The organism is Pseudomonas sp. CHM02, assembly GCF_000612585.1.
Classification (GTDB): Bacteria; Pseudomonadota; Gammaproteobacteria; order Pseudomonadales; family Pseudomonadaceae; genus Aquipseudomonas.
Genome location: NZ_JFCA01000031.1, coordinates 25,658 through 46,233 on the forward strand (window position 1 = coordinate 25,658; position 20,576 = coordinate 46,233).

20 protein-coding genes and 1 other RNA gene are annotated in these 20,576 nt (G+C 61.8%); 11 read left to right on the forward strand and 10 right to left on the reverse strand.

Annotated features, from left to right (window positions below):
* Nucleotides 1-4: 4 nt before the first annotated feature.
* Genes BM70_RS0118730 through BM70_RS0118745 form a run of 4 tightly spaced genes read right to left on the reverse strand, consistent with a single transcriptional unit; the run spans nt 5 to nt 3,567 of the window.
* Nucleotides 5-490 carry a DUF4442 domain-containing protein gene (locus tag BM70_RS0118730; protein ID WP_025857396.1) on the reverse strand — a complete coding sequence of 162 codons (486 nt, stop codon included), beginning with the start codon at nt 488-490 and terminating at the stop codon, nt 5-7.
* On the reverse strand, nt 483-1,670 hold the full coding sequence (ubiH, locus tag BM70_RS0118735; protein WP_025857398.1) for a 2-octaprenyl-6-methoxyphenyl hydroxylase: 1,188 nt from the start codon (nt 1,668-1,670) through the stop codon (nt 483-485). The genes BM70_RS0118730 and ubiH overlap by 8 nt, the downstream gene beginning before the upstream one ends.
* Entirely contained in the window at nt 1,667-2,989 is a 1,323-nt protein-coding gene (gene pepP, locus BM70_RS0118740; protein ID WP_025857399.1) for a Xaa-Pro aminopeptidase, read from the reverse strand. Before pepP ends, ubiH begins: the two co-directional genes overlap by 4 nt.
* A 20-nt stretch (nt 2,990-3,009) precedes the next feature.
* Nucleotides 3,010-3,567 carry a YecA family protein gene (locus BM70_RS0118745; protein WP_025857400.1) on the reverse strand — a complete coding sequence of 186 codons (558 nt, stop codon included), beginning with the start codon at nt 3,565-3,567 and terminating at the stop codon, nt 3,010-3,012.
* Nucleotides 3,568-3,705: 138 nt separating this feature from the next.
* Between BM70_RS0118745 and BM70_RS0118750 the strand changes: the two genes are divergently transcribed.
* The 4 genes from BM70_RS0118750 to BM70_RS0118760 all read left to right on the forward strand — a co-directional run bounded on the left by BM70_RS0118750 (nt 3,706) and on the right by BM70_RS0118760 (nt 5,124).
* Nucleotides 3,706-3,915 carry a TIGR02449 family protein gene (locus BM70_RS0118750; protein WP_007982902.1) on the forward strand — a complete coding sequence of 70 codons (210 nt, stop codon included), beginning with the start codon at nt 3,706-3,708 and terminating at the stop codon, nt 3,913-3,915.
* On the forward strand, nt 3,912-4,229 hold the full coding sequence (locus BM70_RS0118755; RefSeq protein ID WP_010207385.1) for a cell division protein ZapA: 318 nt from the start codon (nt 3,912-3,914) through the stop codon (nt 4,227-4,229). Before BM70_RS0118750 ends, BM70_RS0118755 begins: the two co-directional genes overlap by 4 nt.
* Before the next feature lie 30 nt (nt 4,230-4,259).
* Nucleotides 4,260-4,438, forward strand: a non-coding RNA gene (ssrS, locus tag BM70_RS32525) — 6S RNA.
* A gap of 56 nt (nt 4,439-4,494) precedes the next feature.
* Nucleotides 4,495-5,124 carry a 5-formyltetrahydrofolate cyclo-ligase gene (locus BM70_RS0118760; protein WP_025857401.1) on the forward strand — a complete coding sequence of 210 codons (630 nt, stop codon included), beginning with the start codon at nt 4,495-4,497 and terminating at the stop codon, nt 5,122-5,124.
* A 7-nt stretch (nt 5,125-5,131) separates the two neighbouring features.
* Here BM70_RS0118760 and BM70_RS33355 read toward each other — a convergent pair whose 3' ends face one another.
* Nucleotides 5,132-5,281, reverse strand: coding sequence for a hypothetical protein (locus BM70_RS33355; RefSeq protein WP_010207387.1), 150 nt, complete (start codon nt 5,279-5,281; stop codon nt 5,132-5,134).
* Nucleotides 5,282-5,476: 195 nt separating this feature from the next.
* Between BM70_RS33355 and BM70_RS0118770 the strand changes: the two genes are divergently transcribed.
* The 4 genes from BM70_RS0118770 (at nt 5,477) to BM70_RS0118785 (ending at nt 10,793) form a co-directional block, all read left to right on the forward strand.
* The gene (locus BM70_RS0118770; protein WP_025857402.1) at nt 5,477-5,926 is read left to right on the forward strand and encodes an EVE domain-containing protein; all 450 of its coding nucleotides are present in this window, start codon (nt 5,477-5,479) and stop codon (nt 5,924-5,926) included.
* A gap of 69 nt (nt 5,927-5,995) precedes the next feature.
* Nucleotides 5,996-6,961, forward strand: coding sequence for an HlyD family secretion protein (locus BM70_RS0118775; protein ID WP_025857403.1), 966 nt, complete (start codon nt 5,996-5,998; stop codon nt 6,959-6,961).
* Nucleotides 6,958-9,675 carry a ribosome-associated ATPase/putative transporter RbbA gene (gene rbbA / locus BM70_RS0118780; protein ID WP_025857404.1) on the forward strand — a complete coding sequence of 906 codons (2,718 nt, stop codon included), beginning with the start codon at nt 6,958-6,960 and terminating at the stop codon, nt 9,673-9,675. Before BM70_RS0118775 ends, rbbA begins: the two co-directional genes overlap by 4 nt.
* Nucleotides 9,675-10,793, forward strand: coding sequence for an ABC transporter permease (locus BM70_RS0118785; RefSeq protein WP_025857405.1), 1,119 nt, complete (start codon nt 9,675-9,677; stop codon nt 10,791-10,793). Before rbbA ends, BM70_RS0118785 begins: the two co-directional genes overlap by 1 nt.
* Before the next feature lie 179 nt (nt 10,794-10,972).
* On the opposite strand, the gene BM70_RS0118790 is transcribed toward BM70_RS0118785, so the two are convergent.
* Nucleotides 10,973-11,380: a flagellar basal body-associated protein FliL gene (locus tag BM70_RS0118790; protein ID WP_025857406.1), complete on the reverse strand. Its 408-nt coding sequence runs from the start codon at nt 11,378-11,380 to the stop codon at nt 10,973-10,975.
* Nucleotides 11,381-11,530: 150 nt separating this feature from the next.
* On the opposite strand from BM70_RS0118790, the gene BM70_RS0118795 reads away from it, so the two are divergent.
* Nucleotides 11,531-12,508 carry an NADPH:quinone oxidoreductase family protein gene (locus tag BM70_RS0118795; RefSeq protein ID WP_025857407.1) on the forward strand — a complete coding sequence of 326 codons (978 nt, stop codon included), beginning with the start codon at nt 11,531-11,533 and terminating at the stop codon, nt 12,506-12,508.
* 267 nt (nt 12,509-12,775) lie between these two features.
* Nucleotides 12,776-14,113 (forward strand): glycerol-3-phosphate transporter, encoded by a 1,338-nt coding sequence (glpT, locus tag BM70_RS0118800; protein WP_025857408.1) that lies wholly within the window; start codon nt 12,776-12,778, stop codon nt 14,111-14,113.
* On the opposite strand, the gene BM70_RS0118805 is transcribed toward glpT, so the two are convergent.
* Entirely contained in the window at nt 14,110-14,763 is a 654-nt protein-coding gene (locus tag BM70_RS0118805) for a gamma-glutamylcyclotransferase (protein ID WP_025857409.1), read from the reverse strand. The two genes, glpT and BM70_RS0118805, sit on opposite strands and share 4 nt — an antisense overlap.
* A gap of 26 nt (nt 14,764-14,789) precedes the next feature.
* Complete coding sequence (locus BM70_RS0118810) at nt 14,790-17,177, reverse strand: TonB-dependent siderophore receptor (protein WP_025857410.1); 2,388 nt, start codon at nt 17,175-17,177, stop codon at nt 14,790-14,792.
* A gap of 327 nt (nt 17,178-17,504) precedes the next feature.
* Between BM70_RS0118810 and BM70_RS0118815 the strand changes: the two genes are divergently transcribed.
* Nucleotides 17,505-17,987, forward strand: coding sequence for a hypothetical protein (locus BM70_RS0118815; protein WP_025857411.1), 483 nt, complete (start codon nt 17,505-17,507; stop codon nt 17,985-17,987).
* A gap of 106 nt (nt 17,988-18,093) precedes the next feature.
* Here BM70_RS0118815 and BM70_RS0118820 read toward each other — a convergent pair whose 3' ends face one another.
* Nucleotides 18,094-19,062, reverse strand: coding sequence for a CDP-6-deoxy-delta-3,4-glucoseen reductase (locus BM70_RS0118820; protein ID WP_025857413.1), 969 nt, complete (start codon nt 19,060-19,062; stop codon nt 18,094-18,096).
* Complete coding sequence (gene ubiD, locus BM70_RS0118825; RefSeq protein ID WP_025857414.1) at nt 19,062-20,528, reverse strand: 4-hydroxy-3-polyprenylbenzoate decarboxylase; 1,467 nt, start codon at nt 20,526-20,528, stop codon at nt 19,062-19,064. Before ubiD ends, BM70_RS0118820 begins: the two co-directional genes overlap by 1 nt.
* Between the last annotated feature and the right edge of the window lie 48 nt (nt 20,529-20,576).

Here is a 20,576-nt window from a genome sequence, read left to right on the forward strand (position 1 = left end):
TGCTTTAAGCCTGTCTCACTGGCGGCTTGCGCCGCACGTAAAGGGTTTTGTCGACCCGCGCCACCAGGGTGCCGGAGCCGTCATGAATCTGCACCTTGAGGTGGGGCAGGTACTTCTCGCCACCTTCGGTGTGTCGACGGATCTCGTCCAGCAAGGCCTCGTCGATGGAAAATTCGGCATACACCGGGCCTTTGCCCGGCGAGATAAAGTCGATGCTCGCGGCCTTGTCCCACACGATGTAGTCGCGGCCCAGGTTCTCCATCAGCATCAGCATGTAGAACGGATCAACCATCGAATACAGGCTGCCGCCGAATTGCGTGCCGACATAGTTGCGGTTGTACCAGCCCAGGCCCATGCGCACTTTGACCTGACGAAAATCGGCGCTCATGTACCGCACGCTGACCCCCGCGCCCAGGTAGGGCGGATACAGAGTCATGAACCAACGCAACAACCGCGCCTTGCCCAGGCGCTCGATCAACCACTTACGCATCGGGACGCGTGCCCAGGCCCATGGCCTGACGGGCGAACCAGCGCTTGGCCGGTGGCAACAGGTCCAGGCCCAGCAGGCCCATGTTACGGCCCAGCGCGACCAGCGGCTGCGCGCTGCCAAACAGGCGCGTGACCTGGTCGGAGAAGCCCACGGTGAGTTTCTGGTCCAGGCGCTGACGCTCGCGATAGCCCTGCAAGGTTGCCAGGTCACCCGGCACGTGCGGCCCGGCCAGCAAGGCCTCGGCCAAGGCATTTGCATCGCGCAGGGATAGGTTGAAGCCTTGCCCGGCAATCGGATGCAGGCTGTGGGCGGCGTTGCCGAGGACCGCCAGGTGGGAGCGCACTTGTTCCTCGGCTTCCACCAGTGTCAACGGATACAGGTGACGCGCCCCAACCTGCTTGAGGGTGCCCAGGCGGTAGCCGAACACGCCCTGCAACTCACTCAAGAAGCTGCGTTCGTCGAGGTTGGCCAGGCGCTGCGCATCCATGCCGATGCGGGTCCAGACCAACGCGCAGCGGTTGTCCGGCAGTGGCAACAGGGCCATCGGGCCTTCATCGGTGAAGCGCTCGAACGCTTCGCCATTATGGGATTCGCTCGGGGTGATGTTGGCGATCAGCGCGCTCTGGTTGTACGGGCGGGTTTTCACGCCGATGCCCAGCTGTTCGCGCAGTCCGGAGCGACCACCATCGGCCAGTACGGCGAGGTCGCACTCCAGCACGGTTTCATCGTTGAGGGTCAGGCGATAGCCATCGGGCAGCGGCTCCATGCGCGTGACTTCCGCCGGGCAACGCCAGCTGACCACGTCTTTGTCCAGGCCTTGCCACAGGCATTGGCCCAGCCAGGCGTTTTCCACTACGTAACCGAGGGCCGGCACGCCCTCCTCCATGGCAGACAGGCGTGCGGTGGAAAAACGCCCGCGGTCCGACACGTGGATCTGCTTGATCGGCTCGGCGCGACGGGAAATATCCTGCCAGATGCCCAGGCGCTGATAGATCTGCCGGGCGCCGAAGGACAGCGCCGAAGAACGCGCATCGTAGCTCGGCTGGTAGCTGTCACCCGGTGCGAAGGGTTCGATCAATACGATCTTCCAGCCACGCGCCTTGGCCCCGGCCTGCAATGCCAGCGCCAGGCTGGCGCCCACCAGGCCGCCACCGATGATCGCCAGGTTGACCCGGCTCATCGGGCAGCCGCCATCAACGCTTCGATGTCGGCGACGGTCTTGGGCACGCCGCCGGTCAGGATTTCACAGCCTTGCTTGGTCACTACCACGTCGTCCTCGATGCGTACGCCAATGCCACGCCATTTCTTTGCCACGTTCTGGTTGTCCGGCGAGATGTAGATCCCCGGCTCCACGGTCAACGCCATGCCGACTTCCAGCACACGCCATTCACCGCCCACTTTGTACTCGCCCACATCATGCACATCCATGCCCAGCCAATGGCCGGCGCGGTGCATGTAGAAGGCTTTATACGCCTCGCTGGCGATCAACTCGTCGACGTCACCCTGCAACAAACCAAGCTTTACCAGCCCGGCGGTAATCACTTGCACCGTCGCCTCGTGGGCCTGGTTCCAGTGTTTGTTCGGCGCGATTTCGGCAAAAGCGGCTTCCTGGGAGGCCAGCACGATCTCGTAGATCGCCTTCTGTTCCGGCGAAAACCGGCCATTCACCGGCCAGGTGCGCGTGATGTCGCTGGCGTAGCAGTCGATCTCGCAGCCGGCGTCGATCAGCACCAGGTCGCCGTCCTTGAGCACTGCGTCATTCTGCTGGTAATGCAGGATGCAGCTGTTGCGCCCGGCGGCGACGATGGAACCATAGGCCGGCATCTTCGCGCCGCCCTTGCGGAACTCATAATCCAGCTCGGCTTCCAGGCTGAACTCGTGCAAGCCCGCACGGCTGGCCTGCATCGCCTTCACGTGGGCCGCGCAGGAGATGCGCGCGGCCTCGCGCATCACCTTCACTTCTGCCGCCGATTTATACAGGCGCATGTCGTGGAGCAGATGATCCAGGGCAACGAATTCGTTCGGCGGCTGGGCGCCCAGGTGCGCTTTGGAGCGGATCACGTTGATCCACTCCATCAGGTGCCGGTCGAATTCAGCGTTGCTGCCCATGGCCGAATACACCCGGTCGCGGCCTTCGATGAGGCCGGGCAAGATGTCGTCGATATCGGTGATGGGGAAAGCATCGTCGGCGCCAAAGTCACGGATCGCGCCTTCGGTGCCGGCGCGCAAGCCGTCCCACAGTTCGCGTTCGGCATTGCGCTCGCGGCAGAACAGCACGTACTCGCCATGCTGGCGGCCAGGCATCAGCACGATCACCGCTTCCGGTTCGGGGAAGCCGCTCAGGTACTGGAAGTCGCTGTCCTGGCGGTATACATGTTCGACATCACGGTTGCGGATCGCCACGGCGGCGGCCGGCAGGATCGCGATGCTGTTGGGTTCCATCTGCGCCATGAGCGCCTTGCGGCGTCGGGTGTATTCCGCTCTGGGGATATGGATCATGGGCAGATAGGCTTCCTTTCTTAGTGCAGCGACGGCTTGGGGGCTGCAGGCTCAGCGGACTTCTTGGTCTCGGTGAACAGCAGCAGCGGCGCGACGCGCAGGTATTCCATCACTTCCATATAGTCGCTTTCGCCATCTTCGGACTCTTCCAGGGCATCTTGCACCTGAGAGATGGCCGCCAGATCCTGCAACACTTCCTGGGCGTCTGTGCTCAGTTCCAGGCCGCCGGCGTTGACGCCGAAACCGTGGAGGAAACCTTGGCACCATTGGCCCAGGGCGGCGGCGCGCTCGGTGAGCGGCGCATCGTCGGTCGGCAGCAGCAGGACCACGGTGACGTCGTCACCGGTCAACTCGCCCTTGACCATTTCTTGCAGGCCGATCAGCGCGTTACGCACGTTCTCGGTCGGTTCGGTTTCCAGCAGCTCGGCCACATCGGCCAGCCAGTTGTCGGCATCAAAGCCAACGCCGGTGCAGCTGCGGCCCAATAGCACGCCGTGCAGTTCGGCAGGCGAGCAAGGATGGCCGCTGGCGCTCAGCAGTTTGGAAAAAGCATCGTACGGGGAGTTCTGAATGGGCATGGTGAGCTAGGCGCCAGACGGCGCAATGTCTAGAATGGAGCGCTGTATCCTAGCACCGGCAGACGTACCAAGACTATCAAGGGCGTCAGATCGTTTATCCTGCAGTTGCCATTCATCAGACAAATCCAGTGGAACCCAATGGAAGACACCGACCTGCAAGCGCTGATGGCCAGACTCGAACTGCTAATTACTCGGGTCGAGCAACTTAAGAGTCAAAACGGACTCCTATTAGCTCAGGAAAAGACCTGGCGCGAGGAACGCGCTCACCTCATTGAAAAAAACGAAATCGCCCGGCGTAAGGTCGAATCGATGATTTCGCGCCTGAAGGCCCTGGAGCAAGACTCATGAGTTCAAGCAATAGCGTCACCGTGCAGATCCTCGATAAAGAATATTCGATCATCTGTCCCCAGGAAGAGCGCAGCAACCTGGTGAGCGCCGCACGCTACCTGGATGGCAAGATGCGTGAGATCCGCAGCAGTGGCAAAGTGATCGGCGCCGATCGCATCGCCGTGATGGCCGCACTGAATATCACCCACGATTTGCTGCATAAGCAGGAACGCCCTGACGTGCAGGCCAGCGGCTCGACGCGTGAGCAGGTGCGTGACCTGCTGGAACGCGTTGATCTGGTGCTTTCCAGCGACTCAGACGCACCCAAGGGCTGATTGCCGCGACCGTTTAAGGTATACTCGCCCGACTCCCTGGCGTGTTTGCCAGTCGGCGATGTCCCTGAGCCGATTCGCACTACCCTGGAAGTTGCACGTTGGGCTGGTGTGCATGTCCGCTAGACGGAAAGCCTTAAAGCCTACTGCATCTTCCACCTTGAACTTTCGGGTTCAAGGGCTAAGTCGACAGCGGCTCTGTCGGGGAGCCTGAATTCCCAAACTCAATGCCAGTCCTCGGACTGGCATTGTTTTATGAGCCCAAACCATGACCGAACCTGCGCCGCTTTCCCGTCCGCAACTTCGACGCATGTTGCGCAAAGCACGCCGCGCCCTCACGCCGAGCGAACAGCGCAAGGCCGCCCAAGGCCTGTATCGGCAACTGGCACAGCACCCGCTGTTTCGCCGGGCCAAACATATCTCTTTGTATCTACCGACGGACGGTGAAATCGATCCGCGCCTGCTGCTGCGCGCGGCTCAGCGCCGGGGCAAGGCCACCTACCTGCCGGTGCTCAGCGCGTGGCCGCGGACCAAGATGGTGTTCCAGCGCGTAAGGCCTGGGGAAAAGCTGCTGCCCAATCGCTTTCGCATCCTGGAACCACGGGTGAATATCAGCCGACAACGCAAGGTCTGGGCGCTGGACCTGGTGCTGCTGCCATTGGTGGGGTTCGATGATGCCGGGGGCCGCCTGGGCATGGGCGGTGGGTTCTACGATCGCAGCCTGGCTTACCTGGCGCGTCGTCAGAGCTGGCGCAAGCCGACGCTGCTGGGCCTGGCCCATGAATGTCAGAAGGTAGAACGCTTGGCACAGGCAAGCTGGGATGTGCCGTTGGCGGGCACCGTCACCGATAAGCATTGGTATATTGCGAAGACGCCACTGGAGTCAGCGGCGCCTTGAAGAAGGGTCAGCGCTTGAACGGTTGTGGCTGCTGCTGAGCGAGTTCAACGGGAGCATCGGTCTTGTTCGACCACAAGCTTTGCGCATACCCGGTGGTCACGACGCCCAGACCAAACAAAATCACCAAAATCCATAGTAAATCCGGTTTACGTTGCATCGATTGCCCCCCTTCAGGCACCTCGTACACGATGACAACAACGTTCCAAAGTAGTCCGTTGCAGCTGCGTCAAGCTTTAAAAGCCGGCATTCTGCGGTAACGTGAACCAACACGCAAACCTTGGCGTCAACCGACTGTCGGTTTGTCATCAAATTGCCAGACAACTTGCCCACGCCCTTTTTCAGGAGCCCAAAAATGGCCTATTGGCTGATGAAATCCGAGCCCGACGAACTCTCCATCAAAGGCCTGGAAAAGCTCGGCGAAGCCCGCTGGGATGGGGTGCGCAACTACCAGGCGCGCAACTTCCTGCGCGCCATGGCGGTAGGTGACACGTTTTTCTTCTATCACTCCAGTTGCCCGGAGCCGGGTATTGCCGGCATCGGAAAAATCGTCGAGGCGGCCTACCCGGACCCTACCGCGCTCGAACCAGAAAGCCATTACTTCGACGCCAAGGCCACCCCGGAGAAAAACCCGTGGAGTGCGATCAATGTGGCGCACGTGCAGACCTTCCCCAAGGTGCTCGGCCTTGGCTACCTGAAGCAGCAGACTGCCCTTGCCGAGCTGCCCCTGGTGCAAAAAGGCAGCCGGCTATCGGTGATGGCCGTCACGCCAGAGCAATGGGCTGCCGTGCTCAATTTGCTTTAACTGACCGGTATCAAGGCCCCGCCGGGGCAAACCGTTCAAACTAGGACGCTAATGCCGCAGGAAGCAGCCATGTCTACGAACCACCACACCTCCCGCCTTTTCGCCGTCGCACTCATCGTCCTGTTACTGGGCGCCGGCGCTTTCGGTTACTGGCGTTCCACCCAGGACCGCCTGCCCGAAGGCCTGAGCATGGGCAACGGCCGCCTGGAATCCACCGAAGTGCAGATTGCCGCGAAGATCCCCGGCCGCCTGGCCGAAGTGCGCGTGGACGAAGGCGACAAGGTGCTCAAGGGCCAACTGCTCGCACGCATGGACACCCGCACCCTCGAAGCCCAGCGCGCCCAGGCCGAAGCCGAGGTGCTGCGTGCCAAGGAAAACTTCGCCGCCGCCGAAGCCAACGTGCAACTGCGCCAGAGCGAACAACTGTTGGCCAACCAGGAACTCAAGCGCACCCAGGAGCTGTACAAGCGTGGCTTCGCCAGCAGCCAACTGATTGACCAGCAGCAGGCACGGCAAAATACCGGCAATGCCGCTGTGATTGCCGCGCAAGCCCAGGTCAACTCCGTGAAGGCCGCCATCGGCGCCGCCGAGGCCCAGGTGGCCCAGCTCACCAGCGAGATCGACGACAGCAGCCTGCGCGCGCCTATCGACGGCATTATCCAATTGCGCCTGGCCGAGCCGGGTGAAGTGCTGGGCGCGGGTGGCCGTGTACTACTGTTGATTGACCCCAATGATCAATACATGAACCTCTACCTGCCCGCCTCCGTCACCGGTCGCCTGACCGTCGGCAGCGACGCGCGCATCCTGCTCGACGCCCTGCCCGACCAGCCACTGCCGGCCAAGATCAGTTTTGTCGCCGCCAAATCCCAGTTCACGCCCAAGGAAGTGGAAACCCGCGACGAACGCCAGAAACTGGTGTTCCGCGTCAAACTGCGCCTGACCCAACCCAGCGCCGTGCCTCAAGCCAAACCGGGCATGCCCGGCGCAGGCTATGTGCGCACGGCTGACATTGACTGGCCGGCCAACCTGCAATGACCGCCCTGGCGCTGCAGGCGACGGGGATCAACCACCACTACGGCAAGCAGCAGGCACTGGTCGACATCGTCTTCAGCCTGCCGGCCGGTACACGCTGCGGGTTGATTGGCCCGGATGGCGCGGGCAAGTCGAGCCTGCTGGGTTTGATCGCCGGGGTCAAAAAGCTCCAGGATGGCCAGTTGCAGGTGCTCGGCGGCGCCATCGACGACCGCCGCCACCGCAACAGCCTGTACCCGCGCATTGCCTTTATGCCCCAGGGTCTGGGCGGCAACCTGTACCCCGAGCTGTCCATCAGCGAAAACATCCGTTTCTTTGCCACGTTGTTCGGCCTGTCGAAAGCCGATTGCGATCAGCGCATGCACAACCTGCTGCTGGCCACCGACCTCGCGCGCTTCGCCGATCGGCCGGCCGGCAAGCTGTCCGGTGGGATGAAACAGAAGCTTGGACTGTGCTGCGCGTTGATCCACGACCCGGACCTGTTGATCCTCGACGAACCCACCACCGGCGTCGACCCGCTGTCACGCCGGCGCTTCTGGGAACTGGTCGAAAGCGTACGCAGCGAACGCCCGCAACTGACGCTGCTGGTGGCCACGGCCTACATGGAAGAAGCCGAGCAGTTCGAACACTGCCTGATGCTCGATCGCGGCAAGCTGATCGCGGACGGCCTGAGCAGTGAACTGGCCGGCGCAACATCCAGCGGCAAATTAGACGAGGCGTTCACTCACTTCCAGGGCGACAGCGCCCACGACAACCAGCCGCTGGTGATCCCGCCGAGGGAAAGCGCCCACGCCGATATCGCCATCGAAGCTCATGACCTGACCCTGCGTTTCGGCGATTTCACTGCCGTGAACAAGGTCAGCTTCGCCATTGGCCGCGGCGAGATTTTCGGTTTCCTCGGCTCCAATGGTTGCGGCAAGACCACCACCATGAAGGTCCTCACGGGACTGATGCCGGCCACTGAGGGCAGCGCCACGCTGCTGGGCAACCCGGTGAACGCCAAGGACCTCGCCACCCGCAAGCGTGTGGGCTTCATGTCGCAAAGCTTTTCGCTGTATGGCGAGCTCAGCGTGCGTCAGAACCTGGTGCTGCATGCGCAATTGTTCGACTTGCCCAAGGCCGAGAGTGGCCCGCGCATCGATGAGCTGATCCAGCGCTTCGACCTTGGAGGCGTCGCCGAGCAGCCGTCCGGCGAACTGCCCCTCGGCCTGCGCCAGCGCTTGTCACTGGCCGTGGCGGTGCTGCATCGCCCGGAAGTGCTGATCCTCGATGAGCCCACCTCGGGTGTCGACCCGGCCGCACGAGATGACTTCTGGCGGTTGCTGATCGAGCTGTCCCGCGAACAAGGCGTGACCATCTTTCTGTCCACCCATTTCATGAACGAAGCACAGCGCTGCGACCGCATCTCCCTGATGCACGCGGGCAAGGTGCTGGCCTGCGATACGCCAGACGCACTGCAACGGCAATTCCATGGCGATACCCTGGAGGCCGCGTTCGTCAGTTGCCTGGAACAGGCCCAGGGCGAAGCCGAGCCCGCTGCACCCACCGCAACCGTCAGCGAAACCAGCGCGCCGCCTGTGAGCAAACGCGGTTTCAGCCTGGCTCGCCTGCTGGCCGTGGCCAGCCGCGAAGGCAAGGAACTGCTGCGCGACAAAGTGCGCATGGCCTTCGCGCTGCTGGGCGCGATGTTCATGATGGTGATCTTCGGCTACGGCATTTCCCTGGATGTGGAAAACCTCGCCTTCGCGGTCTACGACCAGGACCAGACACCCCAAAGCCGCGCCTACCTGGAGGCCTTCCGCAGTTCACGCTATTTCGCCGAGCAGTCGCCCATTCAGGACCCGAATGAACTGCACCGGCGACTGCAACGTTCGGAAATAAAACTGGCCCTGGAGATCCCGCCCGGTTTTGGCCGCGACCTCTATGCCGGTCGCCAACCCACCGTGGCCGCGTGGCTCGATGGCGGCATGCCGTTTCGCGCGGAAACCAGCCGCAACTACGTCGAGGCCGTGCACCAGGGCAACCTCGCGCAACTGGCCGAACTGAGCAGCCTGCCACACGGCAAGCCGGCGGCCGCCAAGCTGGAAACACGCTTTCGCTACAACCAGGACGTGGTCAGCGTAAACGCCATCGGCCCCGGCGTGATGGCGCTGATCCTGGCGTTCATCCCGGCGATGCTCACCGCCCTCGGCATTGTGCGCGAGAAGGAGCTGGGCTCGATCACCAACTTCTACGCCACGCCGCTGACCCGCCTGGAGTTCCTGCTCGGCAAACAGGCGCCGTACCTGGCCGTGAGCCTGGTCAACCTGGCGGTATTGGTGGCGATGAACCGCTGGCTGTTCGGCGTGCCGTTCAAGGGCAGCGCCCTCACACTGGCGTTCGGTGGCCTGTTGTATGTGCTGGCGACCACCAGCATGGGCCTGCTGATTTCTGCGTTCACCCGTACGCAGATCGCAGCGATCCTCGGCACCATGATCATCACCAGCCTGCCGACGATCCAGTTCTCCGGGCTGATCGTGCCACGCTCGTCGCTGGAAGGTGCGGCGGCCTTGATGGGCATGCTGTTTCCGGCCGGGCATTTCCTGGATATTGCCGTGGGCACCTTTACCAAGGCCCTGGACCTGCGCCAATTGTGGCCACAATGCCTGGCGCTGTTCGGGTTCTTCGTCGGGTTTACCGGGCTGAGCCTGATCATGCTCAAGAAGCAGGAGGCCTGATGCATAAGTTCGCGCACATCCTGCGCCTGGGGATCAAGGAACTGACCAGCCTGCGACACGACAGCGTATTGCTGCTGTTTCTGTTCTACGCCTTCACCGTCGCCATCTATATGCCCGCCGCCGGTTCGGTGATCGGCGTGCACAACGCCAGCGTCGCGTTTGTCGATGAAGATCACAGCTCGCTCTCGCGCCAGATGGCCGAGGCGCTGCAACCGCCCGAATTCCAGGCACCGGCGCCGCTGGCCTACGACCAATTGGACAAGGTGATGGACAGCGGTGAATACACCTTCGTGATCAATGTGCCGGCGAATTTCCAGGCCGACCTGTTGGCGGGGCGCCAGCCGGGCGTGCAGGTGAATGTGGATGCCACGGCAATGAGCCAGGCGTTCATGGGCGCGGGCTATATCGGGCGAATTTTCCAGCGCGAACTGCTGACCTACAGCGGACAAGCCGATGTCGCCAGCCAGGCGCCCGCGCTGCTTACCACTCGAGCGCTGTTCAACACCAACCTGGAAGGCGGCTGGTTCCTGGCGGTGATCCAGATCGTCAACAACATCACCATTCTCGCCATTATCCTGACCGGCACCGCCCTGCTGCGCGAACGCGAGCACGGCACCCTCGACCACCTGCTGGTGCTGCCGCTGACTGCACTGGAGATCATGCTGGCGAAAATCTGGAGCAACATGCTGGTGGTGGTGCTGTGCACCTGGCTGTCGCTGGAAGTGGTGGTCAAAGGTTTGCTCGACGTGCCGTTGGCCGGGTCGCTGAGTTTGTTTCTGTTGGTGACGGCGCTCTACCTGTTTGCCAGCACCGCGCTGGGCATCTTCCTCGCCACCCTCGCCCGCTCGACGCCGCAGTTCGGCCTGCTGGCAATCCCGGTGATCATCCCAATGCTGCTGCTCTCGGGCGGCAGCACGCCGCTGGACAGCATGCCTGAGTGGTTGCAGTGGGTGATGCAGGGCTCACCGTCGACGCATTTTGTGAGCTTGAGCGCGGCGATCCTGTTCCGCGATGCGGGCATGAGCGTGGTGTGGCCGGACTTGCTGGCGCTGGTGGGGATTGGGTTGCTGTTTTTTGCGGTGGCGTTGGCGAGGTTCCGTAAAAGCCTTGCCTCATAAGCCAGGAGCCGGCTTGTTGTGGTGAGCCGGCTTGCCCCGCGCAGGGCTGCGCAGCAGCCCCATCAGACTCACCACACTTCTTCAGGCACACCGGGGTGTATGGTTTTGGGGCGGCTTCGCCGCCCAGCGCGGGGCAAGCCCGCTCACCACAGAAGCCAGGCCCATAATACTTAGGTGGCTTACTGGATGATCAGGTTGTTGAACAACAGGTCTTCCACCACCGGCTTGCCCGTCTCGTCATTCATCACTTGCTGGGTCTGCTTCAGGGCTTCCTGGCGCAGTTTTTCCTTGCCTTCAACGGTGCTCATGGCCTCGTTGGTCTGCTGGGTGAACAGCGCCACCAGCTGGTTGCGGATCAATGGATCGTTGGCTTTGACCAATGCGGCGGCTTCGGGCCCGGTCACGCGCAAGGCGATGTCGGCCTTGAACACCTTGAGTTTCGCCGTACCATCCAGGCCATAGTTACCCACGAACGGCGGGCTCAGGCTGATATAGCTGACCTTCGGCGCCTCGCCTTCTTTGGCTTCTTCGGCCTGGGCTGCCATTGGCAACGTCAGGGCCAGCATCAACAGGATCCACGCTTTCACAGTTCATTCCTCACATTCGGTTGCCAGGTAGCATAACGCTAGCAAGGCAGAGCACAAGCTTATGGCGGCTTATCAGGCCCGGGCATACTCGTTGACCCACGGGCGTAGCCTCCTACACTTATCGGCCACGACGCCAAAAGGAATAGTCCGATGAAAGCTGTGCTGTGCAAAGCCTTCGGCCCCGCCGAAACCCTGGTGCTGGAAGAGATCGCCAGCCCGGCGATCAAGAAGAACGAAATCCTGCTGGACGTGCATGCCGCCGGGGTCAATTTCCCGGACACGCTGATCATCGAGGGCAAGTACCAGTTCAAGCCGCCCTTCCCGTTCTCGCCGGGTGGCGAAGCGGCAGGCGTGGTGAGTGAAGTGGGGGAAAAGGTCAGCCACCTGAAGGCCGGTGACCGGGTCATGGCGCTGACCGGCTGGGGCAGCTTTGCCGAACAGGTTGCGGTGCCGAGCTACAACGTGCTGCCGATCCCGCCGAGCATGGACTTCAACACCGCCGCCGCGTTCAGCATGACTTACGGCACTTCGATGCACGCGCTGAAACAACGCGCCAACCTGCAACCCGGCGAAACCCTGCTGGTGCTCGGCGCCTCCGGTGGCGTTGGCCTGGCCGCCGTGGAAATCGGCAAGGCCATGGGCGCCCGGGTGATCGCCGCCGCCAGCAGTGCGGACAAACTCGCGGTGGCCAAGGCCGCCGGCGCCGATGAATTGATCAACTACAGCGAAACCAGCCTCAAAGACGAGATCAAGCGCCTCACCGATGGCAACGGTGCCGATGTGATCTACGACCCGGTGGGCGGCGACCTGTTTGACCAGGCCATCCGGGCTATCGCCTGGAACGGTCGCTTGCTGGTGGTAGGGTTTGCCAGCGGGCGCATTCCGGAACTGCCGGTGAACCTGGCACTGCTCAAGGGGGCGGCGGTGGTCGGGGTGTTCTGGGGCTCGTTCGCCCAGCGCCAGCCACAGGACAATGCGGCGAACTTCCAGCAATTGTTCACGTGGTACGGTGAAGGCAAGCTCAAGCCGCTGGTGTCGCAGGTGTATCCACTGGAACAAGCCGCCCAGGCGATCAATGACCTGGGGCAGCGTAAGGCGGTTGGTAAAGTGGTTGTCCAAACCCGATAACACACCTGAAATGCAATCCATGTGGGAGCTGGCTTGCCTGCGATAGCGGTGGGTCAGCTGCTACAGATGAACCTGAAGGACCGCCATCGCCGGCAAGCCGGCTCCAGGTTTATTTACGACTATCACTTATCTATTCGCGACATGTTCATAAGAGAACATGCAATTGCTCTCATTTCCTGTGTTTGCAGATAAGAGGCGATGCTATTTTCGGTAACGAAACTGTAACATTCGCATCCGCAGTCAAAACAAGAAATTTGGAGCTCTTGAATGTTTGCTTTCTTTCGTCCTGCCGCACACCAGGCGCCCCTGCCTGAAGAAAAAATAGACAGCACCTACCGACGGCTGCGCTGGCAGATCTTCGCCGGTATTTTCTTCGGTTACGCCGGGTACTACCTGCTGCGCAAAAACTTCTCCCTGGCCATGCCCTACTTGATCGACGAGGGTTACACCCGCGGCGAACTGGGCCTGGCGATGTCGGCCATCGCGATTGCCTACGGCTTGTCCAAGTTCCTCATGGGCCTGGTGTCCGACCGCTCCAACCCCCGCTACTTCCTGCCCTTCGGCCTGCTGGTTTCAGCCGGTGTGATGTTCATTTTCGGTTTCGCACCTTGGGCCACGTCCAGCGTGACCATGATGTTCATTTTGCTCTTCATCAACGGCTGGGCCCAGGGCATGGGCTGGCCCCCGAGTGGGCGCACCATGGTGCACTGGTGGTCGCAGAAGGAACGCGGCGGCGTGGTGTCGGTGTGGAACGTGGCACACAACGTCGGCGGCGGCCTGATCGGCCCGCTGTTCCTGCTCGGCATGGCCTGGTTCAACGACTGGCATGCCGCGTTCTACGTACCGGCCACCGTGGCCTTGCTGGTGGCGGCGTTTGCCTTCATCACCATGCGCGACACCCCGCAATCGGTGGGCCTGCCCCCGATCGAGCAGTACAAGAACGACTACCCGGAAGGCTACGACGCCAGCCACGAAGACGAATTCAGCGCCAAGGAAATCTTCGTCAAGTACGTGCTGCGCAACAAAATGCTGTGGTACATAGCATTCGCCAACGTCTTCGTCTACCTGCTGCGCTACGGCGTACTCGACTGGGCGCCGACCTACCTGAAAGAAGCCAAGCACTTCACGGTGGATAAATCGTCGTGGGCGTACTTCTTCTACGAGTGGGCCGGTATTCCGGGCACGCTGCTGTGCGGCTGGATGTCGGACAAAATCTTCCGCGGCAACCGTGGCCTGACCGGCATCGTGTTCATGGCCCTGGTGACCGTGGCGACCCTGGTGTACTGGCTCAACCCGCCGGGCAACCCGATGATCGACATGATTGCGCTGTTCTCCATCGGCTTCCTGATCTACGGCCCGGTGATGCTGATCGGCCTGCAGGCGCTGGAGCTGGCACCGAAGAAAGCCGCGGGCACCGCTGCAGGTTTCACCGGTCTGTTCGGTTATCTGGGGGGGTCGGTGGCGGCCAGTGCGGCCATGGGCTACACCGTGGACCATTTCGGCTGGGACGGCGGTTTCGTACTGCTGATCGGCGCGTGCCTGCTGGCGATCGCCTTCCTGATCCCGACACTGTGGCACACCAACAGCGTCAGCTCGGCGCGTTAACCGCCTGGGCAATCCTTTGCACAACGCTTGAGCCGCGCCTCCAGATTCTTATCTGGCATGGCGTGGCTACGCAGGGCGTTGACGGTCTGCTCGACATAATCGCGAGTGGTGCCGTAACGCCCACAAGCGCTTTGCAACACATGGTTCAGCACGATGTCCGGCAAGTTGCCGGCGTAACTGGGCAAGTGCCGCTCCAAGACAAACCCCAATGCCTGCACGGTACTGCCATCTTCCAGACGGCAGCTGAGCCAGTGCGGCCGGTAGGACGGGTAAGGCATCTCGCGCTGCCACAGGGCATACAGCGAGGCCTCCAGCTGATCTTCCGGCAAGCGGTAGGCAAACCCGCTGCAAGAGCCGCCACGATCCAGGCCAAACACCAGCCCCGGCAGCTCCGGCGTACCCCGGTGCTCGTGCGACCACAGGTACAGGCCCCGGTGATAACCGTGGACCCGTGCCCGCACCCGCTCGGTCGAAGAGCATTCAGGGCGCCAGATCAGCGAACCATAAGCGAATAACCAGACCGGCCCACCCTTATGCCGCGCCATCGTGGCCTGCATCGAGCTCATCAACTGTTCGTGAGTGAGTTGCGGCCCAAGATCGAGCCGCGGAGGGTAAGCCAATTGCAAAAGATCAGATTCAATGACGGTCATGGCAAATCGCTTAGGTCTCCTGTGCTTTACCAGTTGTAGGCAACTTTACCGTAATAGAACGCGCCGCTGTAACCGTACGGCGAAAAAGTGCTATAGGCCAAATTGCCACCACTGCTGGCGAACGCATTGACCTTTTCCGGGTATTTATCGGTGACGTTGTCGCCGCCCAAGGTGAAGGTCCAGTTCTTCAGCTTGTAGTCTGCCGACAGATCCAGCACCCACGCAGCCTTGAAGGTCTGGTCATTGACCTTGTCGGCCTGGTAGCTGGTGAACTCACCATAGCGCACCAGATTGCTGTGCAGCGCCCAGTTGCCAAACGTGAAGTCGTTACCCAGGCTCAGCTTGTGCTCGGGCGTGGTATCGCCCAGCAAACCGCTTTTCTCGCGACGGTCCACCCGCAACAGGTTCACACCCAGGCTGTCGAGGATCGCCGGGTTGGCCTTCACGTCGGTGACTTTGGTGTGGTTGTAGTTGTAGCCCACGGTGCTGTTCCAACGAATACCGTTATCGAACTGATAGCGATAGTTGGCCACCAGGTCGACACCGTCGGTACTGGTGTCGGTGGCGTTGGTGAAGTAACGGGCGCTGGTGTAGTTGATATTGCCCACGCCATTGGCTTGCAGGTAGGCAATCGCCGCCGGGTTGAGGTTCAGGTTTGACGACAGGCTGATGCGGTCGCGGATGTCGATACGGTACACATCGAGTGTCACGGTCAGGTCATCGGCGGGCTCCAGCACTAGGCCGAGGCTGTAGTTGCGCGATTTTTCAGCCTTGAGGTCTTCGGCCCCGAGCAAGCGCGCCACCTGGCTGTTGGCCGGGAAGGTGCCCGCTTCCTGGATGGTACTGCCGATCAGCTGCGACGAGGTGTAGGCGAAGTTCTGCTGGGCCAGGGACGGCGCGCGGAAACCATTGGAAATACTGCCGCGCAACGCCACTTGCGGGGTGAAGTCGTAGCGGGCCGACAGCGAGCCACTGACGTTGGAACCGAAGTCACTGTAGTCCTCATGGCGCACGGCGGCCGAAGCGCTGAGTTTTTCGGTGAAGTTGGTTTCCAGGTCCAGGTACTGCGCCCAGTTATGCCGTGTGCTGGTGCCGGCGTCGGCATCGCGGAAGCCGCCCAGGCCGGAGCTGCCGGTCTGGTAGTAAGACGCCGGCTCACCTGCCTCGATCTCATACCCCTGGTGCAGGTATTCGCCACCAAAGGCCACGGACACCGGATAGGGCAGGAAGCCCACGTCGAATTCACGGGACAGGTCCAGGCTGACTTGCTTCTGGTCGTTGCTCAGAGTGCCGTTGTTGAACTTGCGCGGCGTGGCCAGGCCCAGTGAGGTGTTGATGGTTTCAGTGCCCAGCTCGTACTGGTTCTTGCCGTAGTTGGCCGACAGGTCGTAATGCCAGTCATAAGCCAGTAAGCCGCGCAGGCCCACTACCAGCGAGGTGTCTTCCAGGTTGCCCTTGATCAGCGGCAGGTAGCCATTGGGGTTGAGCGCCGGGATGTTGTTGGAGGCGTTGCTCGCCCGGTAGAACGCCGCCGTCTCGCCGCGGCGCTTGCTATAGCCACCGAAGGTGTAGAACTCGGCCGCATCGTTGAAGGAATACTCCGAGTTGAACTGGAATTTTCCTTCATTGGTGGCCGGTTCGCCCTGGCGGAACACACGCTGGCCGTAGGTGGTGGAGCCAATACTGGCCGGGCGGTAATCATTGCCGGCACGGTTGGTGTAATCGTTATCGGCGCCTTCGGCCGACAGGTTGATGAAGCCGTTATCGCCCAACGCCAGGCCGGTATTGCCGCTGACATTACGCTGGATTCCGTCGCCCTTCTTGTATTCGCCGAACTTGGTGGAGATCGAGCCGCCATGGTCGGCGTGCTTGAGGATGACGTTGATCACCCCGGCAATCGCATCAGAGCCATAGCGGGCGGACGCGCCGTCACGCAGTACTTCGATATGGTCCACCGCCGACAGCGGGATCGCGTTCAAATCCGCCGGGGCCGACCCACGGCCCACCGCGCCGCCAAGGTTGACGAAAGCACTGGTGTGGCGACGCTTGCCATTGACGAGCACCAGCACCTGATCCGGCGACAGACCGCGCAACTGCGCAGGGCGCACCAGTTCAGCGCCGTCCACCAGGCTTGGACGCGGGAAGTTGATCGACGGAATCAGCCGCGCCAACACCGCGCCCAGTTCATCGGAGCCGGAACTGCGCAAGGAGTCGCCGGAAATCACATCGATCGGAGACAGCGACGCACTGGCGGTACGCTCTTGGGCGCGGGTGCCGGTGACGATCACGGTGTCGAGTTTAGGTGCATCGGTGGCGGACGTTTCGGCCGCGAAGACTGGATTGAATCCCACGGAGGTCAGCAAATTGGCCGACAAAATCGCCGTGTACAGCGCGTGTTTCTTGTAGCTCCCCATACCGCTCCCCTTGGATTCCAAACCCAGAACCTCGTGCTCTGGGCTCATACGATCGATCCGGCTGGCGGGCGGTGGCGGTCAGTTGTTGGTTGTTGTGAATGAGTCGGTAGTCCGTTGAGATATAGCTTAATGATATTTATGTAACAAATTAAATACCTTTAAAGAATAAGCAAAAGCATAAGCAACCCGCCCACTCGTCAGGATTGGGCGCGCCAATCCCGCTACTTTCAGCCCCGGTTCAGCCTGGGAGCGCGCCAAGCCGTCAAAATGACGCCTACCTCACGACCCACCTAGCCGCCCACCAAACCGACTATCGAGGTCGCACCCATGAAGAAATTCCGACTGCCTGGCCTGCTGTTCCTGGCCCAGGCCACCACCGCCCTGGCGGGCGAAGCGCCAGCGACTGAAGACGACAAAGGCTTCTGGTACGCGCAGACCAGCGTCTACACCCGGCACTTCGCGCCGGACCCGGAGCACAACAACAACCAGGACCTGATCGGCCTGGAGCGCAATGAAGCCTCAGGTTTTGTGTATGGCGGGGCAACGTTTCGCAACTCGTTCCGCCAGCGTTCGTACTACGCCTACGCGGGCAAACGCTATGACATGGCGGACTATCCGGTGTATTTGAAGCTGACAGGCGGAGCGATCCAGGGCTATCGCGGCAAGTACCGCGACAAAATCCCGTTGAACCGTTATGGCGTGGCGCCGGTGATCATTCCGTCGGTGGGCACGCATTACGGGCCGGTGGCGGCGGAGTTGGTGTTGCTGGGGTTCAATGCGGCAATGGTGACGACCGGCGTACGGTTCTAGAACTGTCCCTGTAGGAGCCGGCTTGCCGGCAATGAGGCCAGTGGGAATTGCGCAACTCGTCAGGACGCAATCGCCGGCAAGCCGGCGCCTACAGAGGGGCTCGGCGTCAGGGACGCGGAGCGTAGGCAAACACGTCGGCGCGCATCTGATGTGCATCCATGCCGGCGTCGACCAGTGCGTCCAGAGTGCCATAGATCATCGCCGGTGAGCCGCTGGCGTAGACGTGCACCGACTTGAGGTCGCTGATGTCTTCGCACACTGCTTCATGCAGCAACCCGCAGCGCCCTTCCCAGCCGCACAGGTCGCTGACGACCTTGTGCAGGAACAGGTTGGGCAGTTGCAGCCACTGGTCCCAGTGTTCGATCTCGTAGAAGTCTTCCGGGCGACGCACGCCCCAGTACAGGTGCACCGGGTGCTTGAAGCCGGAGGCGCGGCAATGTTCGATCAGGCTGTGCATCTGCGCCATGCCGGTGCCGGCGGCGATCAGCACCAGCGGCCCATTCGGCAGCTCGGCCAGGTGGGTGTCGCCGAACGGGAGTTCGACACGCGCCATCTGGTTGCGCTGCAGTTGCTCCAGCAGGCTGCGCGCACTGTCTTCACGGACCAGCACATGCAGCTCCAGCTCGCGTCCGGCGTGGGGCGCCGACGCCAGGGAGAATGCCGACTTTTCGCCGCTCTCCCGCTCGATCATCAGGTATTGCCCGGCGTGGTAACGCACCGCCTTGCCGGCTGGCGCACGCAGGCGGACCCGCCACACATCGCCCCCGACCTCTACGCATTCACTCAATTGGCACGACAACTTGCGCAACGGCAACTCTCCCGGCGCCAGCACGCCATCCCACAACACAACGCAATCTTCCAGCGGCTCGGCGATGCAGGTGTAGAACTCACCATGGTCACGCACCTCGCCGGCTTGCTGCACCCGGCCCTCCACCAGCAGCGCCGCACACACATGGCATACGCCATTACGACAGGCCTGGGGGCATTCGTAGCCCAGGCGGCGTGCGCCTTCGAGGATTCGCTCGCCGGGGACCAGCTCCAGCACGGCGCCGGAAGGTTGCAGGGTTACACGCATCAATCTATTCCCAATTCTTTCCAGATCGCATCGACACGCGCCGTGACGGCTTCATCCTTGACGATCACCCGGCCCCACTCGCGGGTGGTTTCACCCGGCCATTTGTGGGTGGCGTCCAGGCCCATCTTCGAACCCAGGCCCGATACGGGAGAGGCGAAATCGAGGTAGTCGATCGGCGTGTTGTCGATCATCACCGTGTCGCGCTTGGGGTCCATGCGCGTGGTGATGGCCCAGATCACGTCGTTCCAGTCGCGGGCATTGATGTCGTCGTCGGTGACGATAACGAACTTGGTGTACATGAACTGTCGCAAAAACGACCACACACCGAGCATTACCCGCTTGGCATGGCCCGGGTACGACTTCTTCATGGTCACGATGGCCATGCGATACGAGCAGCCTTCCGGCGGCAGGTAGAAGTCGGTGATCTCCGGGAATTGCTTCTGCAGGATCGGCACGAACACTTCGTTGAGCGCCACGCCCAGGATAGCCGGCTCATCCGGCGGACGACCGGTGTAGGTGCTGTGGTAGATCGGCTTGATCCGATGGGTGATGCGCTCGACGGTGAACACCGGGAAGCTGTCGACTTCGTTGTAGTAGCCGGTGTGGTCGCCGTAAGGGCCTTCATCGGCCATTTCGCCCGGATGAATCACCCCTTCGAGGATGATTTCAGCGGTGGCCGGCACTTGCAGCTCGTTGCCACGGCATTTCACCAGCTCGGTGCGGTTACCGCGCAACAGGCCGGCGAAGGCGTATTCGGACAGGCTGTCAGGCACCGGGGTCACAGCACCGAGGATGGTGGCCGGGTCGGCGCCCAGGGCCACGGAGACCGGGAACGGCTTGCCAGGGTGTTTCTCGCACCACTCGCGGAAATCCAGCGCGCCGCCACGGTGGCTCAGCCAGCGCATGATCACCTTGTTGCGGCCGATCACTTGCTGTCGGTAGATACCGAGGTTCTGGCGGTCTTTGTTCGGGCCCTTGGTGACGGTCAGGCCCCAGGTGATCAGCGGGCCGACATCGCCGGGCCAGCAGGTCTGCACGGGCAGCATGGCGAGGTCGACGTCATCGCCTTCGATGACCACTTCCTGGCACACCGCGTCCTTGACCACTTTGGGGGCCATGGCAATGATCTTGCGGAAGATCGGCAGCTTCGACCAGGCATCCTTGAGCCCCTTGGGCGGCTCGGGCTCCTTGAGGAAGGCCAGCAGCTTGCCGATCTCGCGCAACTCGCTGACCGACTCGGCGCCCATGCCAAAGGCCACGCGCTCGGGGGTGCCGAACAGGTTGCCAAGCACCGGGATATCAAAGCCGGTCGGATTCTCGAACAGCAGCGCCGGGCCCTTGTTGCGCAAGGTACGGTCGCAAATCTCAGTCATCTCCAGCACCGGGGAAATCGGCATCTGGATACGTTTCAACTCTCCGCGCTGCTCAAGTTGCTGCACGAAATCCCGAAGATCCTTGAATTTCATTAACCATGCCACCCGTAAAATAGGCGTACATCCTACCTGCTCTGACGG

Excerpts from the sequence above, each read along its gene's own strand:
- BM70_RS0118815 (WP_025857411.1), top strand. The coding sequence starts at position 17,505 with ATGAAGAAATTCCGACTGCCTGGCCTGCTGTTCCTGGCCCAGGCCACC.
- BM70_RS0118810 (WP_025857410.1), bottom strand. The coding sequence starts at position 17,177 with ATGGGGAGCTACAAGAAACACGCGCTGTACACGGCGATTTTGTCGGCC.
- BM70_RS0118750 (WP_007982902.1), top strand. The coding sequence starts at position 3,706 with ATGGAAGACACCGACCTGCAAGCGCTGATGGCCAGACTCGAACTGCTA.
- BM70_RS0118745 (WP_025857400.1), bottom strand. The coding sequence starts at position 3,567 with ATGCCCATTCAGAACTCCCCGTACGATGCTTTTTCCAAACTGCTGAGC.
- BM70_RS0118770 (WP_025857402.1), top strand. The coding sequence starts at position 5,477 with ATGGCCTATTGGCTGATGAAATCCGAGCCCGACGAACTCTCCATCAAA.
- rbbA (WP_025857404.1), top strand. The coding sequence starts at position 6,958 with ATGACCGCCCTGGCGCTGCAGGCGACGGGGATCAACCACCACTACGGC.
- glpT (WP_025857408.1), top strand. The coding sequence starts at position 12,776 with ATGTTTGCTTTCTTTCGTCCTGCCGCACACCAGGCGCCCCTGCCTGAA.
- BM70_RS0118805 (WP_025857409.1), bottom strand. The coding sequence starts at position 14,763 with ATGACCGTCATTGAATCTGATCTTTTGCAATTGGCTTACCCTCCGCGG.
- BM70_RS0118795 (WP_025857407.1), top strand. The coding sequence starts at position 11,531 with ATGAAAGCTGTGCTGTGCAAAGCCTTCGGCCCCGCCGAAACCCTGGTG.
- pepP (WP_025857399.1), bottom strand. The coding sequence starts at position 2,989 with ATGATCCATATCCCCAGAGCGGAATACACCCGACGCCGCAAGGCGCTC.
- BM70_RS0118785 (WP_025857405.1), top strand. The coding sequence starts at position 9,675 with ATGCATAAGTTCGCGCACATCCTGCGCCTGGGGATCAAGGAACTGACC.
- BM70_RS33355 (WP_010207387.1), bottom strand. The coding sequence starts at position 5,281 with ATGCAACGTAAACCGGATTTACTATGGATTTTGGTGATTTTGTTTGGT.
- ubiD (WP_025857414.1), bottom strand. The coding sequence starts at position 20,528 with ATGAAATTCAAGGATCTTCGGGATTTCGTGCAGCAACTTGAGCAGCGC.
- ubiH (WP_025857398.1), bottom strand. The coding sequence starts at position 1,670 with ATGAGCCGGGTCAACCTGGCGATCATCGGTGGCGGCCTGGTGGGCGCC.
- BM70_RS0118775 (WP_025857403.1), top strand. The coding sequence starts at position 5,996 with ATGTCTACGAACCACCACACCTCCCGCCTTTTCGCCGTCGCACTCATC.
- BM70_RS0118760 (WP_025857401.1), top strand. The coding sequence starts at position 4,495 with ATGACCGAACCTGCGCCGCTTTCCCGTCCGCAACTTCGACGCATGTTG.
- BM70_RS0118755 (WP_010207385.1), top strand. The coding sequence starts at position 3,912 with ATGAGTTCAAGCAATAGCGTCACCGTGCAGATCCTCGATAAAGAATAT.
- BM70_RS0118820 (WP_025857413.1), bottom strand. The coding sequence starts at position 19,062 with ATGCGTGTAACCCTGCAACCTTCCGGCGCCGTGCTGGAGCTGGTCCCC.
- BM70_RS0118730 (WP_025857396.1), bottom strand. The coding sequence starts at position 490 with ATGCGTAAGTGGTTGATCGAGCGCCTGGGCAAGGCGCGGTTGTTGCGT.